The organism is Brevibacterium sp. BDJS002 (genome assembly GCF_028201555.1).
Classification (GTDB): domain Bacteria; phylum Actinomycetota; class Actinomycetes; order Actinomycetales; family Brevibacteriaceae; genus Brevibacterium; species Brevibacterium aurantiacum.
In genome coordinates, this window is sequence record NZ_CP116392.1 from 447,772 (window position 1) to 462,694 (window position 14,923).

General features: G+C 60.8%; 14 protein-coding genes, 1 pseudogene and 1 riboswitch. Of the genes and pseudogenes, 5 read left to right on the top strand and 10 right to left on the bottom strand.

The window, feature by feature from the left end; all coding sequences use genetic code 11:
- Positions 1-56 precede the first annotated feature (56 nt).
- Both PGC08_RS02060 and PGC08_RS02065 read right to left on the bottom strand, forming a co-directional pair.
- Positions 57-1,127, bottom strand: coding sequence for a hypothetical protein (locus tag PGC08_RS02060; protein WP_271709395.1), 1,071 nt, complete (start codon positions 1,125-1,127; stop codon positions 57-59).
- 98 nt (positions 1,128-1,225) lie between these two features.
- Positions 1,226-1,900 (bottom strand): hypothetical protein, encoded by a 675-nt coding sequence (locus PGC08_RS02065; protein ID WP_096162466.1) that lies wholly within the window; start codon positions 1,898-1,900, stop codon positions 1,226-1,228.
- Positions 1,901-1,986: 86 nt separating this feature from the next.
- Here PGC08_RS02065 and PGC08_RS02070 point away from each other — a divergent pair, with 86 nt between their 5' ends.
- A complete protein-coding gene (locus PGC08_RS02070) occupies positions 1,987-2,667 on the top strand; it encodes a metal-dependent transcriptional regulator (RefSeq protein ID WP_101639345.1) in 681 nt (226 codons plus the stop codon).
- Positions 2,668-2,721: 54 nt separating this feature from the next.
- On the opposite strand, the gene PGC08_RS02075 is transcribed toward PGC08_RS02070, so the two are convergent.
- From PGC08_RS02075 to PGC08_RS02095, 5 genes and pseudogenes are all read right to left on the bottom strand, one after another.
- Positions 2,722-3,156, bottom strand: coding sequence for a hypothetical protein (locus tag PGC08_RS02075; protein WP_096162464.1), 435 nt, complete (start codon positions 3,154-3,156; stop codon positions 2,722-2,724).
- A gap of 34 nt (positions 3,157-3,190) precedes the next feature.
- Positions 3,191-3,302, bottom strand: a riboswitch (SAM riboswitch).
- A gap of 126 nt (positions 3,303-3,428) precedes the next feature.
- Positions 3,429-4,931: an inorganic phosphate transporter gene (locus tag PGC08_RS02080; RefSeq protein ID WP_271709396.1), complete on the bottom strand. Its 1,503-nt coding sequence runs from the start codon at positions 4,929-4,931 to the stop codon at positions 3,429-3,431.
- Positions 4,932-5,548: 617 nt separating this feature from the next.
- Positions 5,549-6,301: pseudogene (erm, locus tag PGC08_RS02085) on the bottom strand (23S ribosomal RNA methyltransferase Erm); the annotation flags it as partial.
- Between the two features lie 393 nt (positions 6,302-6,694).
- Positions 6,695-7,291 carry an HdeD family acid-resistance protein gene (locus tag PGC08_RS02090; RefSeq protein WP_096177676.1) on the bottom strand — a complete coding sequence of 199 codons (597 nt, stop codon included), beginning with the start codon at positions 7,289-7,291 and terminating at the stop codon, positions 6,695-6,697.
- Positions 7,282-8,175 carry an IclR family transcriptional regulator gene (locus tag PGC08_RS02095; RefSeq protein ID WP_271709398.1) on the bottom strand — a complete coding sequence of 298 codons (894 nt, stop codon included), beginning with the start codon at positions 8,173-8,175 and terminating at the stop codon, positions 7,282-7,284. The genes PGC08_RS02090 and PGC08_RS02095 overlap by 10 nt, the downstream gene beginning before the upstream one ends.
- 132 nt (positions 8,176-8,307) lie before the next feature.
- Between PGC08_RS02095 and PGC08_RS02100 the strand changes: the two genes are divergently transcribed.
- The 4 genes from PGC08_RS02100 (at position 8,308) to PGC08_RS02115 (ending at position 12,251) form a co-directional block, all read left to right on the top strand.
- Positions 8,308-9,669, top strand: coding sequence for an MFS transporter (locus PGC08_RS02100; RefSeq protein WP_271709399.1), 1,362 nt, complete (start codon positions 8,308-8,310; stop codon positions 9,667-9,669).
- A 48-nt stretch (positions 9,670-9,717) separates the two neighbouring features.
- On the top strand, positions 9,718-10,608 hold the full coding sequence (locus PGC08_RS02105; protein ID WP_271709400.1) for a DUF6282 family protein: 891 nt from the start codon (positions 9,718-9,720) through the stop codon (positions 10,606-10,608).
- 12 nt (positions 10,609-10,620) lie between these two features.
- Positions 10,621-11,511: a hypothetical protein gene (locus PGC08_RS02110; RefSeq protein ID WP_271709401.1), complete on the top strand. Its 891-nt coding sequence runs from the start codon at positions 10,621-10,623 to the stop codon at positions 11,509-11,511.
- An 80-nt stretch (positions 11,512-11,591) separates the two neighbouring features.
- On the top strand, positions 11,592-12,251 hold the full coding sequence (locus tag PGC08_RS02115) for an HpcH/HpaI aldolase family protein (RefSeq protein WP_442868166.1): 660 nt from the start codon (positions 11,592-11,594) through the stop codon (positions 12,249-12,251).
- Between the two features lie 267 nt (positions 12,252-12,518).
- Here PGC08_RS02115 and PGC08_RS02120 read toward each other — a convergent pair whose 3' ends face one another.
- From PGC08_RS02120 to PGC08_RS02130, 3 genes are all read right to left on the bottom strand, one after another.
- The gene (locus PGC08_RS02120) at positions 12,519-13,394 is read right to left on the bottom strand and encodes a slipin family protein (RefSeq protein ID WP_271709403.1); all 876 of its coding nucleotides are present in this window, start codon (positions 13,392-13,394) and stop codon (positions 12,519-12,521) included.
- A gap of 154 nt (positions 13,395-13,548) precedes the next feature.
- Positions 13,549-14,349, bottom strand: a complete 801-nt coding sequence (locus PGC08_RS02125) for a glutamate racemase (protein WP_271709404.1) — start codon at positions 14,347-14,349, stop codon at positions 13,549-13,551.
- Positions 14,346-14,918 (bottom strand): HAD domain-containing protein, encoded by a 573-nt coding sequence (locus PGC08_RS02130; protein ID WP_271709405.1) that lies wholly within the window; start codon positions 14,916-14,918, stop codon positions 14,346-14,348. The genes PGC08_RS02125 and PGC08_RS02130 overlap by 4 nt, the downstream gene beginning before the upstream one ends.
- Positions 14,919-14,923: the final 5 nt, after the last annotated feature.

The window sequence follows — 14,923 nt, forward strand, 5'->3', positions numbered from 1 at the left end:
CTCAGCCCAGCTCGTCACGCTCAGGCTGGTGTGCTCCGTCGGCTCAGCTCGTCGCGTCAGCGGCGGACCTGTCCCGTGCGTGCAAGGCGGGTGACCGCCTCGGCGAAGGATTGGGACTGTTCGGGATTGCCGCCGAGAACGCGCATGTCCTGACGATCACGGAAGTGGGCGATGGTCACGAGATCGTGCCCCTCGCGCTGTGAGCTGGCGCCGACCAGCTGACTGGGACTGGCCTGCTCGAGGACGAAGGTCCGATCGGTTCGGATGATCGAGGCGCGGACGAATCTGGTGGTCGTGGCGATGAGCATCTGTGGTTCTGGAGTGTGGTTGCTGCGAAAGTGCATGAGCAGCCGTTCACCGCGTTCGAGCATGTCCTGCGGCGGAGGCCCCTGAGGGCGGCGCTGCTTCTGGGAGCGGCGTGGTTTCGAGGAGCTGCCGTGAGGATGGGCCGCGTCGTAGCGATTGACTCTCACGATCGCCAATACGCGGGCACCGATGAGGGCGAGCAGGCTCAACGGAAAAATGATGAGGGCCAATATCAGTGCCGAGCCCGTCGGCTGGTCAACGAGGAATATGAAACCGAAGGTGTTGCCGATGGCGACAAGAAACATCACGATCATGGCAGCGATGAAGAGGCCTGGAACGTCACGGTTGAAGGCCTCGGCGATGGCGGCGAACATGAGCCCGATATTGGTGCAGGCCCAGCACAAGAGGAAGAGAGTGAACGCGGGGGTCACCGAAGTGGCGTAGTCGCCCCAGACCGTTCCTGGAGTTCCCGGGTATTCGGCGAATGAGTGCCAGATGAAGACGGAGGCTGAACAGAAGAACGCGAAGATCGGCCCCACGGACAGCACCTTGTACCAGGCCTGGCGAATGAAGCCGGTGTACGAATCGGGTGGTCGGGGGATATTCGGGTCGGGCGGGGTTTCGGAGGATTTCGGCGAGTCATCCTCGTCGAAGAAGATGATCGCTACGGAGTGGTAGAGACCGAGCAGACCGAAGCACACCGTGGCTGCGCCTTTGGGATCGAAGTCTCCGACAAGACGGTTGGCTCGAGGGTCGATCCCGGCGTTTGTGAGGGCGAAGATGACCAGCATGAATAGCGCGAGAACTACTGCATACAACAACGTGGTGCTCAATTTATGCGTTCTCATCCTCATACCGACAATTCTTGCAGGCCTGGACTGCACTCGCAGTCGAAGGATGTTCCAGATTCGTCTCGTGGTCAGTCTGTACCCATGACCAGAGCCAGTTTCCGCACACCGATGAGCAGAGGAATCGTGACCAGCAGAGTGAGGCTGGCGACGAGTAAACCGGCGAGGGGGTTGGCCGCCTCCAGCCATCCGAACGCCATCATGATGCCGACGCCGAGTGCGACGAAGAGGAGGAGACCCAGGATCGACAGAACCACGATCTTTCGGACGAGCATGGCCAAAGATAAATACGCGAGCCCGATGTTCGTACTCGCCCATGCCGCTGCGAAGACCGCGAGGCAGGGCAGGGGACCGGAGAGGAATTCAGCCCACATGGAACCCGGTGTGCCCGTGTCGACGGCGAAGCTGCGGCAGACCAGCATTGCCAGAGACAAGCAGACTCCCTGGACCGGGCCCATCACCAGAATCCCAGACAGCGAATACTCGTGGAGCACGGTCTGGAACGTAGGTCCCGACCCTTCACGTTGCTGCCGCTCGTGCATCGCGGACCGGCGCCCGAACGAGACCGCGACGGAGAACACCGATAGCAGCCCGAGCAGACCGAACGCCAGACCGGGTGCATTCGACGGGTCGGCGTTGTCGTCAGATCTCAGCGGCTGTCCGGCATTCATCACAGCAAAGAGACCGATGAGCAGTCCGGCGGTGATCACACCGGTGGTGATGGTGCGTCCGAGGTGCATGGTCATGATCGTCTGCTCCGCTGGGTCTGCTCAGGTCTCAGACTCGACTGTAGACGAGGACTGCTTCCGATCCCATCGGCTACGCTGACTGCATGCGTGCAGGTGAAGTGTCCGAGGTCAGCCAGGACTACCTCAAAGCGATCTGGTCGGCTCAGGAATGGGGCGGAACACCGATGACCGCGACCGAGCTCGCGAACCGCTTCGGCACCACGAAGGCCAATGTCACCGAGGTGCTCAAACGCCTCGACGAGCTCGACCTCATCGTCCGCGTCCCCTACCGCCCGCCCGTGCTGACCGCGAAGGGCGAGACGATCGCCGTGTCGATGGTGCGTCGGCATCGCCTGCTCGAGACCTTCCTCGTCGAATCCCTGGGATACGGCTGGGATGAGGTCCACGACGAAGCGGAGATCCTCGAGCATGCAGCCTCCGACCGACTCGTCGACCGCATCGACGTCTTCCTCGGCCGCCCCAAGACTGACCCCCACGGTGATCCGATACCGGGTCCCGATGGGCAGGTCGAGTCCCACGCCTCTTCCCTGATCCTCGCCGAGGCGGGCCCTGGGTCCTACACGGTCATCCGGGTCTCGGACGCGGACCCCGAAGCGCTGGCCCACCTCGCCGAGGTGGGAGTGGTCCCGGGTGCCCAGGTTGAAGTTGTGGACGAAGGTCGTGCGCCAGCTGCCGACCCCTCGACTGCAACGGTCACGATCGACGGCGAAGCAGTCGAGATCGACCGAGCGGTCGCCTCGGCGGTGTATCTGGCTCAGCGCTGAGGCGGACCACCCGGACTAACGCCCTCGGATCTCCCCAACGCCAGTCAGATCTGCCTAACGCTCTGCGTATCTCGAGTCCGCGAAGTAGAGAGCGAGTTCTGCCGAGGCGGCCGGGCTGTATCCCTCTTCGATCACGAGCCGCGGTACGTCCGCCCATAGTTCCGGTTCGAAGGGGACTCCGGGCACATGATTGGGATGTGTGTGCCGTCGATGGGCAGGATGTGCCGGGTGTACATCAGAGTCGATCGACTGAAGGGAGTCGAATACCGTTAGGTAGAGATCCGGGGTGAAACCGCAGTTGCGGGCCGCGGTGGCAACCTTGACCCAGCTCTCGGAGCTAACGATTCGCCCGGCCTTGAGTGTGTTGTTGATGAAGTTCTTGATGGTGGCATTCTGCGGATGAGGAGAGTGCAGGAGGAGGACTCGACCCCAGATGAGGGCCTCTTCGTCAGTGAATCCCGGCCAGTGATTTCCAGAAGATGCGGACACGGTGAAACCAACTTCCTCGGGCGCAGCGCGCCCGGATCGAATCTTGCCAACGCCGTGCGGCGCTGACCCGTTCTATCCCTGGGGCACCCGGTCGATGACGGGTTGCCGCGTGGCCGGCCAGGTACCGATGGCCACGACTCGTGAACGTATGAATGATTCTATCCGCAGCGGCTGACACGAGCTTCGATGAGGTCTGTTCCGGTCGAAACGCACTTCGGCCCGGACCAATGCATCAGATGCTGGTCCGGGCCGAAGAGGTGAACGAATGTGTCTTAGCTGAAGAACGTGCGCAGACTGAGAACGCCGATGGCACCGATGCTTGCGGCGGCTGGCAGGGTGATGATCCAGGCCATGGCGATCGGCCTCATCAGCTTCCAGTTCGCCGAGCGGTTGACCAGTCCCACGCCGATGATCGCGCCGATGAGGATGTGGGTTGAGGAGACGGGCAGGCCGCTGATCGAGGCAGCCATCACGACTCCGGCAGCGGCAAGCTCGGCGGCGAAGCCGGAGGCCGGGTGGATCTCCGTGAGCTTGGTTCCGACCGTGGCGATGACCTTGCGGCCGATGAACCAGAGGCCGGCAACGAGGGCGATGCCGCAGGTGAGCATGGCGGCGAAGGGAACGGTCGCTTCGGAGTCGATGGTGCCGGTCTTGAGCACGTCGAGGACGGCGGCGAAGGGCCCGATGGCGTTCGCAATGTCGTTGGATCCGTGGCTGAAAGCGAATGCGGAGGCGGTGAACACCTGCATCCAGGAGAAGAGGATGAAGGTCGCTCGGGGCACTGTCTGCTTGCGCAGGGTCTTGGCGAAGACGAACACTGCCATCCACACGGCGAGGCCGATCATCGCCATGAGAAGGGTGCCGCCGATGGGGCCGACCGTCACGTCAAGATTCTTCAGGCCCTTGAACAGGAGCATCGCGGTGAGGATGATGGCACCGCCGGCCGCGATGAGCGGAACCCAGCGCTGCAGCGTGGAGTGCGAGCCGACCGTGGAAGCTGTCGTCGCTGACGGGCCGCTTTCGAGGCCCATCTCCGCCTCTGCCGCCTGATTGTCACCGCCGGTCGACGACAGCATGTGGGGCTTCAGGGTCTGTGACAGGGCATCGCCGAGGACGTACTTCTTGATCGCCCCGTAGATGAGGAAGGCGACGATGGCGCCGAGTGCGGGGGAGAGGACCCAGGAGATCGCGATCATGCCGACCTCTGACCACTGCACCATGGCGAACCCGCCGGTGCCGGTGACGAAGCCGATCGTCAGGGAGGCACCGATGATGCCGCCGATGATCGAGTGGGTGGTCGAGACCGGCCAGCCCATGCGGGTGGCGATCAGCAGCCACACTGCGGCACCGAGGAGGGCCGCCATCATGATGTAGACGAAATCCATCGGGTTGAGGGAGACCGCATTGAGGTCGACGATCCCGCTCTTGATGGTGTCGGTGACCTCGCCACCGGCCAGCAGTGCACCGCTGACCTCGAACACGGCTGCGACGAGGAGGGCCTGCTTCATCGTCAGCGTGCCGGCACCCACCGAGGTGCCGAAGGCGTTGGCCACATCGTTGCCGCCGATGTTGAAGGCCATGAATGCGCCGAAGATGACTGTCGTGATGAGCACCATGCGCGGTGCGCCCTGGCCGACATAGCCGAACGACCACAGAGTGAAGGCGATGAGACTGCCCGCAAGCAGCAGGCCGAAGGCGAGGTGCCAGAGGCGATCATTGCTACGACCGACGGTCTGCGTCGGCGTGAAGGTCTCTGGGGCCAGGACCTGGGGCATGCGTGTCTCCTTGCGAGGATCATGAGGTGTGTTTCCGGCTGATGCCCATGATTCTCACTCCAAATGTCCGCAAGGTTAAGGAGCAGGTGAATGGAAGGTGAACACACCGCACGCAGGTGACGAACGTCAGATGCACAATAGATGTAGTTTCCCTGGTGTTCACGTGAAATTCCAGGTCAGATGCTATGAAGCCAGCGTCCTGTGGCAGTGAGTCTGGTACGGGAGAGTAGGAAGATATTGACCTGTGATGATGGACACGCGGGCACGAGTGAATCGTGCCCGCGTGTGGGGATAGGCGCCGAGGTGGCGCTGGAGCCTCAGCCCTGGCGTCGAGGCAGGTTCCACCGTGGTTGCGGCTGGGACGGCTTGCCGTGCTGTGGCATATAGCCGCGCTCGGCCTGCAGATGTCCCTTGTCATGGCTCTTCGACGTGGCATCGGCGTCGAGGCCAGGGATCTGCGCCTCGAGCTTCTTGTTTGCCTGGTCGGCGCCGATGATCGGCATTTCGCCCGTGATCACCGGTTTCTCGGTTCCTTTGTCGTTTCGCATGGTGTTTCCCTTCTCTCGTGATTTCCTGCTCTGCTTCTGTGCAGCCGATGGGTTCTCAGTTGTGCGCAGCGCCGAATACAGTCCGGCCCACTGCTGGGGTTCAAGGTCTCGTGGCAAGGTGTCTCCTCTGACGTCATTGCGGTCCATGGTCGATTGCAGTGTGGTGCGGTCGGTGAGGTTCATCGTGGTAAGGATTCCTTTCATTCCACGTCCGCGTCCGGTGAAGGCGTTTCGGACGAACTGCTGGTAATCCGACCTGTGCCTCTCAGGCACGAGGCTGGCTGTGAGGCGATCGATGGTGAGGAGTCCACCGTCGACGCTGGGCTTCGGTGTGAAGGCGTGGGCAGGTACGCGGTCGATGAGTCGGAAGTCGTACCAAGGTGCCCATTGGGCGGTCATCATGGTCGAGCCGCCGACTCCGGCGCGTTTGCGGGCGACCTCCCATTGGGTGAGCAGAATCGCGTTCTGCCATTTCCTGGCGCGCAGCAGTCTGCGCAGAATGGGCGTGGTCAGGTGGAAGGGCAGGCTACCGACGATCACCGACTGGTCGAGCCGGGATTTCAGGACATCGGCGTGCTTGACCTGGGCGCGCGGGAATGTGTGTTCAAGGTGACTGATCCTCGTCTCGTCGAGTTCCACGAGCGTGAGCGGCCTGCCGAGTTTGTACAGCTGGGCAGTCACCGCGCCGGTGCCGGGCCCGATCTCCAGGATGGGGCCGGTGGTGGCGCGGGTCAGCTCCGCGATCGTGTGCAGAGTTGAGCGTGAGTGCAGGAAGTTCTGGCCGAGCTCGTGCCGGCCGCCGAATGATGAATGGGTTCGCAAGGGTGCGCTCCGGAAATGAAGAAGGGAGCACCCAAGGCAGCGCAATGCGCAGTGACGTATGTCAGTGAATTGCGGCTTCGCCCCGGATGCTGATGATCGTCCGGGTCGACAGCGCGCCGCTACAGATCCTGCTCGATCGGTTCGGCTGCGACAGATCCGTCAGTGGACTGTCGGTGCCGATGCCTCGATGAGGTCAGTGGATCACAGAATGTGAATCGAGCGCGCCGTCAGGCGCGGCGATCACGAAAGTAGAAGCTCAGCGCTGTCATTGCGCTGCGATTTAATGTTCCCATGCTCAATAAGCTAGCACGCGACCTTGCCGTTTTTCCAGGGCTTGAGCCGAATCCGACCGAAACCGGGACGAGCGGCTGAACTCGCCGAGGTGGCCGTGACCTATTCGATGATCTCGCCGCTGATGACGTCGCCGCCGCCGTTCTCCGGGGGCCTGCGGTGGGGATCCTGCCGAATGGCCTGAGCGGTCTTGCGCAGGCGCCAGCCGAGTGCGACCAGCGCGATGCCGACGAGGACGATGAAGCCTGCGAGAGTGAAGATGAGCGCAGTGACGCCGGCGTCGGGGGCGAAGAGGAAGAAGAATCCGAGGACGATGCCGAGGGCACCGATGGCTGTGAGTGCCCACCACATCCGCACACCCAGGCGGCGAATGAACAGGGATACGGTCACGGCGAGGAAGCTGAAGAAGATGACTGCGAACCCGGTCAAGATGGTGACGAAGGCCGCGAAGAACATGGGGGAGAAGAAGATGAGCGCCCCCAGCAGAATCAGCAGCACCGAGCGAGCCACCAGGCTTCCCGAGCGCGTGCCCTTCGGCGCCAGGACGAAGGAGGAAACGGCGATGACGGCCAGCCAGATGGCGAAGATGCGCACGACCACCTCGGCGCTGGTGCCGGGCCAGACCATCATCAGGAGCCCGACGAGAATCGCGATGACGCCGTTGACGATAACTGATCTGCTGGTGCGTTTCAGGTCCATGCCTCAAGCGTAGTCACTCGGGATGGTAGCTCGCTGAACACCGTGGGCGTCGTGCAGCCCGAGCGCACTCGATTTGGCCTAACTGACGGCGCGAGCTCGGTTGAGATTGCCTGGGCGCAATCTTTGAGGGCTTTGGCGACACTGGTGTCCCGTTCGGCAGGGAGCATGATGGGTGTGCCAAGTAGGGCCAGTGTTGCATGGAGTTTTGTACCGGACCAGACGGGTGCAGCGATGGCCACGTACCCTGAATCGCTGGAGCGGAGTCCGAGTCCGGACTCGCGAGCATCTTCGACCAGGGCATCAAGTTCGCGCCGGTGCTCGGGTGGCAACATGCTCATCGTGCGAGCCTCTGCCGCCTGCTGTGCCCCGTACGCCAACCAGATCTGTGAGTGGGCGGAAAACATGTCGAGCTGTGTCCCTAGTGGAACCGTGAGCAGTATTTCATCCGAATGGTTTTCCTCGATGTGAACGACCACCGGGCCGTTCGAGCCGTAGATGCTCAGCGCGGTTGTGAGCCTAGTTGACCGAACCAGCTCCGCCATCCTTGGTGGAGCGACCGTCATGAGCTGTTTTCGCCCCTGATGGAAGGCGGAAAGCTGAGCGAGAAGCGAGCCTATTGTGTACTTCGATCCAGTGCGTTCGAGCAGACCTGATTGCTCCATCGAGGAGAGATATCGGTGTGCAGTAGTGCGATTCAATTTAGTTAAATCTGCCGTGGTCTGTGCGGTGAGATGTTCACGATGCGGACCTAGCAATGAAAGGATCTGCGCGGTTCTTCCAACCGCCTGGATATCGGCAGACGGGTAGTTCCGTGCCGAATCTGCGTCGGTCGTTGAATCACCTGTGGTCTTTGCCAGGGAAGCACCTTTGTCGGAAATAGCCATGTTGTTCATTATGCGCACATTTCTGTGGTGGTCAACTCGAAAAGAATAGCGAAATCAAGCTTGACGTGTACATCGTGAACTCCATATGCTCAATGTGAACATTTGACCACAGCAAGGATGCGTGGAGGAACCATGGAGACAACGAAGCAGCCGGCTCCCAAATATGACCCGGCTACCGCGACACACGATGCGGCTGCGTGGAAGCAGTCACGGAACGGGTTGGTCCCTGCCGTTGTAGTCGGCACGACCCTCGAGTGGTACGACGTGATGATTTACGCGCAGGCGGCGGCAATCATCTTTCCGACGCTCTTCTTCCCCGAAGTCGGTCCAGCGATCGGAACCATTGCGGCATTCGCCACATATGGCGTCGGATATCTTGCACGCCCACTGGGTGCCGTGATCTTTGGCCACATTGGAGACCGATTCGGTCGCAAGGTCGCACTCGTCATCACTCTGCTGCTGATGGGAGGCGCGACAACGCTCATCGGATTGCTGCCCACATTCGCCACCATCGGTCTGTACGCGCCGTTGCTGCTCATGGTCCTCAGGCTTATGCAGGGCCTGGGCGCGGGCGCCGAATATGCCGGAGCATTCGTCATGATCGGTGAAATGGCCCCGCCGAAGCGCCGCGGATATTGGTCATCCATCCCCGGAATCGGCATCTACGCCGGTGTTGTGCTTTCTGCTTTGGTGGCAACGACGGTGTTCTCGGCTCCAGAAGAATGGGTCGCCAGCTTTGGATGGAGGATTCCATTCCTCGTCAGCATCGTGCTCGTTATCGTCGGCCTATTCTTCAGAATGCGTATCGCCGAATCACCGGTCTACGAGAAGCTCGAGCAGGACCGCTCGGCTCGTGCACTGCCGTTCGCTGAGGTATTCCGCAAGACACCGAAACGTCTGTTTCTGGCTGTGCTTCTCACCGCACCCATCGGTTGGAACTCCTATGTGAGTCTGACCTACTCCATCAGTTACGCCAAAGAGATCGGCTATGACAGTAGCACCGCGATACTCGGTACTCTTGTTGCTTCAGTGCTTGCAATCATCCTTGTGCCTGTCACAGGTTGGCTGACTGACAACGTTGGCCGGCGATCGATCTATATCGGCATCTGCGTAGTCGGAATGGTGACGGCGTATCCATTTTTCATGCTCCTTCAATCGGGCTCGATCATCGCTCTCTACTGTGCACACATCCTCATGGTCTTCGGCGTCTACATCATCACGGGTGCGCAGGCGGCCTACCTCACGGAACTGTTCCCAGCTGAGTTTCGCTACACCGGCGTCGCACTCTCTCGCGAGATTTCCACCGCACTGTTGGCCGCACCCGCCCCGGCGGCGGCTGCAGCGCTCTACCTGTGGTCGGGTGGCCCGTGGTGGACGGCCGGGATCATGGTTCTCTGCAGTGCCGCGTGCCTCATCGCAGTCTGGGTGCTGCCGGAAACCAAGGCCATCAATATGAACTACACCGCAGCAGATCTAGATCAGGCAAAAGCCTGAATCTATGGCACTGCCCAAAGAACTGCCGCATTGTGAAAGGACACCAAAATGACAAATGAAACTGTACTGCGCATCCTCGACGGAATGATTGATCCTCACTGTCATCCGGCTCCTTCTGCCATGCCCCGCGAATTCGATGCCGCTACTGGAGCCCGGGACGGTTGGGAACGCGTAAAAATGAGGGCGATGGTTTTCAAGTGCCATCATCACAACACTCAGATGGACGTATTAGCGCAAAAGAGGCTTCTTGAGGACATTCCGACTGAGATTATCGGGGCTGTGGCACTGAACTCGAGTATTGGTGGACTCAATCTCGCCCAGGTGCAGATGTGTCTTGGGCTTGGTGGAAAAGTGGTCTATCTGCCCACCGTCTCGTCAGGCCGCCACATCGACAACCACGCAGAATCGCACGGGTTCCCGTCCACGACTGTCGAGGTCACTACCAAGCGCATCGAAGTAGTCGGACAAGACGGAGATGTCGTGCCGGAGCTTCCGCCGATCTTCGACCTCATTGCTGAGAAGGACGCCGTGCTCAATGGTGGTCATCTGCACCCGGACGACATGGAGGTTTGTTTCACAGCAGCACGCGAGCATGGCGTCAACAAACTTGTCATCTCTCATCCTGATTTCGTCATCGGAGCTGAGCCGGAACAGTGCCGGAAATTCATTGATATGGGTGCAAAGGTCGAACACGAACTGCACATGTACGATCCGGGAGCAAAGATGAAATGGCCGCTCGAACAGCTGCTCGAGTGGATCAATGTCTTGGGTCCTGAAAACACACTCTTGGGATCTGACCTAGGGCAGAAGGGCTTCCCCTGGCCTGTAGACGGCTACATTCGGGTCGTTGAAGGCCTACTGGAGCTTGGGCTGTCTGAGGACGCTTTGCGCACAATCGTTCACACAAACCCACGCACACTGTTCAATATCGAGGACTGAGGAGAAGCTTCCATGTACGACAAATCAGATCCGCGGTCCCAGCTCGCGCAATCATCTTCGGCGCCTATTGGCTCGGACGACATCGCTGCCCCCGAAACCCACGTTTTCACCGATCCACAGACTGCCGTCGCCACTGACGATGGTGCGAATGTCTGGTCGGCCCGCGGTCAGAATTTTCTCGTTCGTTACGTCGAGCTCGACTCAAAAGCGAGTCTCGATTGGGACGAATCTCGCGGCTACGTGCTCATTTCGGCGATTGAGCAGGCTGCCGTAGAAGTGAACCTCGGAGGCGACATCGTCCGATTGGACGGTCGCGGGATCATTGTGGTCCCGCCCGGAAAGAGCCGCATCAGTGCAGAAGGTGCAGTTGTTGTGGCGGCTGTGCTGGACACAGTGGATGTATCCACAGGCGAAGAAGCGGTCAACGCAGGTTCCTATGAACAGCCACATCCGCGCGTCGCCCGTTTAGCAGACGATGCACCCGCTCCCCAAGATCTTACTGCTTACCCGCTTTCCGACTACCCGGCGGAGGATGGTCGTTTCGGTACGATCTTCAGAACTCATACGCTGATGATCAACTTCCTCGACGATCAGGTTGGTCCGCGAGATCCGGAGAAGCTCTCTCCACACCACCATGACGACTTCGAGCAGGGATCGCTGACCATCCAAGGCAAGTGGCGCCACCACATTCGCACCCCCTGGACAACGAAGCAAAGTCAATGGCGAGAAGATGTGCACACGACTGTTTCCGGTCCATCGTTGACTATCATTCCACCGCCAACGGTTCACACTAGCCAGGGTCTAGGCGATGGAACCAACCTCATGATCGATCTCTTCAGCCCGCCCAGAGATGATTTCGCCGCTAAGGGCTGGGTCGTAAATGCTGAGGACTTTCCGCAATGAGCGGCCTGAGAAGTCGCTTGGGAGACAGTGTCACTGTTGGAACATTCCTCAAACTGCCCATAGTCGAGTCAGTGGAATTGATGGCGTTGGCGAAGTTGGACTTAGTAGTCGTCGACCTTGAGCACTCACCGATGTCCATGGAATCGGCGGCTCGACTGCTGGCGATGGCCAAGGCACTCGGACTTGGAACGTTGGTGCGTATCCCCGCACACGGGTACGAATGGATCCAGCGGAGCCTGGACGCGGGTGCTGGTGGGGTACTGGTTCCTCACGTCGACACCAGGGAACAGGCCGAACGCGCTGTCGATGCCGCACGTTTTCCACCTCTGGGTTCGCGCGGTTTCGGCCCGACCACTCGGGCAGGAGACTGGGCACTCGAATCGACAGGAACCTACGTCCGTAACAGTGAGGAAGCTGCAGTAGTGGTCCAAATTGAGTCCTCAGCTGGAGTGGAGAACGTTCGCGAAATCATTGATGCTGGCGTGGACTCAGTTTTTGTGGGTCCAGCGGATCTGTCGGTCGCAATGGGCGTCAGGGGAGACAGCACGGAGCTTGCTCATGCTCGCGATGCGGTATTGACCGCAGCCAAAGACCGGGGGATCTCCTGCGGCATCGCCTCGGGAGATGGCAGCAGCGCTAAACGGCTGATCTCGAGCGGGTTCTCGTATGCGGTGGTCGGCAACGACGCTACGATGCTTGGCCAGAGCGCTCAAAGGATGATGGCAGATTTTCTCTCCTGATCCAACTTCCAAACTGCCCAGGTCGAAAGTCGACCAGGGCCCTCAGCGCTCCAACTGCAGGAAGCTTCTTCGTGTGCTCTTTTCCCTTATAGGGGAGTCAGCTCAGGTCCTGCAGTACGCGATTTCGCCTGGACCCCCTCCTCCGTGCTTTCCTCCACGGAGGAGGTCGTGTCGTTCTCGCCGCCGGGCAGCTTGATCGACGGGGGCAGGTGCATCGTCTCGTTCAGCCGCATCGAATCGGAGAGAGCACGGACCATCCCGCTGAGATCATCCAGCGAATGGCCGGTGTCCTTGGCTCCGAAGGTGGCGCTCAACGAGGGGGTTGCCGCCGAGGTGGTGCTGTCGGTGCTCGTCGTCCCGCGGGACGTCCTCGGCTGTGGTCGCCGCCTTCGGGGTGTTGCCTTCGAGGAAGCGCAGCAGCTCGACGGGGAAGGGAAGGACCAGTGTCGAGTTCTTCTCGGAGGCGACTTCGACGATGGTCTGGAGGAGACGCAGCTGCAGGGCTGCCGGTGTATCGGCCATCGCACTTGCGGCCTGGGCGAGCTTGTTCGAGGCCTGGAATTCGCCGTCGGCGATGATTACGCGTGAACGGCGCTCACGTTCGGCCTCTGCCTGACGCGACATCGATCGCTTCATCGACTCCGGCAGGGCCACGTCCTTAATCTCGACCCGGTCGATATGGACACCCCAATCGACGGCGGGGCTGTCGATCATAATGGCCAGACCCTGGTTCAGCCGCTCCCGATTCGTGAGCAGATCGTCGAGTTCGCTCTGGCCGATGATCGAGCGCAGGGACGTCTGCGCTACCTGTCCGACGGCGAGCTGATAGTTCTCGACATCGATGATGGCACGTCTGGGATCAACGACCTTGAAGTAGATGACCGCGTCGACCCGGACGGTGACATTGTCGCGGGTGATGCCTTCCTGGGCGGGGATCGGCATGGTGATGATCTGCAAGCTGACCTTCTCCATCCGGTCCACGAACGGGACGATGGCCGTCATCCCGGGGCGCTTGGGTTCATCAATGACTCGGCCGAGACGAAACACGACACCGCGCTCGTACTGTTTGACGATCTTCAGACTGTTTCCGAGGCCGATGGCACCGAGCGCGATCAGACCGAAGATGAGAATTAAGAGGAACATCGAACCGCCTCCTCAGACGATTGACTGTCCTTTCAACGCTACGCCTGCGCGGGCAGAAAAGACCCGCCTCGGCGAAAATATCGATCCGACTCCTGGGCGTGACTCAAGGAGGGCGCGAACAGTTCAGCGGTTCGACAGAACAGCCGCGAGCGCCTCAGCGCGTCGGTGCTGTTGCCCGTTCCCGAGCCAGCAGGCGCTTGCCCGCAGGGTAGGCGGCAAGGGACTGCGGCAGATTGATGGGCCGCCCCGAGGCATAGGTGGCGATGACCTCGCCGGTATCGGGCTGATTCGGGCTCACGCCGTGAGCTTCGACGCCGATTCTGCGCAGAGTCTGCTTCGCCACCGGAATCGGGGAGTCGAAGAGCGTGATCGCCCCGGCCCGGGCGGCCATGATCCGTTCGGCGACCAGGCCGTAGTGGGTGCATCCGAGCACGATGGTCTCCATGCCGGGATCCATCTGGTTCAGTGCGGCGTCGATTGCGGCGTCGATGGTGGGCAGATCAGCGTCGTTGATCGCCTCGGCGAGGCCCGGGCAGGCCACCTTTGACACGGTGACCTCGGAGGCGAAGGTGTCGATGAGGTTCTGCTGGTAGGCGCTGCCGGTCGTCGCAGGGGTCGCCCAGATGGCGAAATCCTGCCCCGTCCCGGCCGCCATCTTCACCGCTGGAACGGTGCCGATGACGGGAATGTCGGGTTCATAACGGGCGCGGACGGCCTCGAGTGCTTGAACGGAGGCGGTGTTGCAGGCGATGACGATGGCATCGGGCTCCCACTCGGCGAGCACGGCTGCAGAATTCAGAGCCCTGGCTTCGAGTGCTTCCGGGCTGAGGCTGCCATACGGGGTGAAATCCGGGTCCATGGCGAGAACCAGATCCGCATGAGGCGCCAGATGGAAGAGGGCATCGGCGGTGCCGAGCAGCCCGAGTCCGGAATCGAGCAGGCCGATACGCGTCATGAATCCTCTTTCGGGTAGGCGAATTCCTTGATCTCCTTCAGGTGCGCCTTCGTCAGACCCTGTGCGAACTTCGGAGCAATGAGCTTGAGACGGTTCGACGAATAGTGCTCGACGAAGTAGTCGCGCGTGGCCGGGGCAGCGAGGTCATCATCGATCCACACAGCCCGACCATGCTCATGCTCAGCCAGCCAATCCTCCATCGCACGGGCCTTCCACCACAGGTGCGGATTGTTGGCATACCGATTATGGGTCTCATCGGGCATCTCGATGACCTCGAAGGAGTTGCGCAGACCGAACTTCGGCTCCAACTCCGTTTTGCACCGCTCTGACCAGGTGGAGAGCCACACGATGTCGACCTCGTGGGTCTCGACGAGGCGGTCGAAGAAGGCGATGACCGCGGGTTTGTAGTGGAGTTCGTAATGCCAGGCCTGGAGCTTCTTGCGCCCTTCGGCCATGATGCGCAGCTTGGGCACCGGGTAGGAGTTGAGCACCCCGTCGACATCGAGGAAGACAGTGACATGCCGAGCCTGCCGACGCGCTGATGTCGGCGAGGGGGATGCAGCTGCCATTGTTC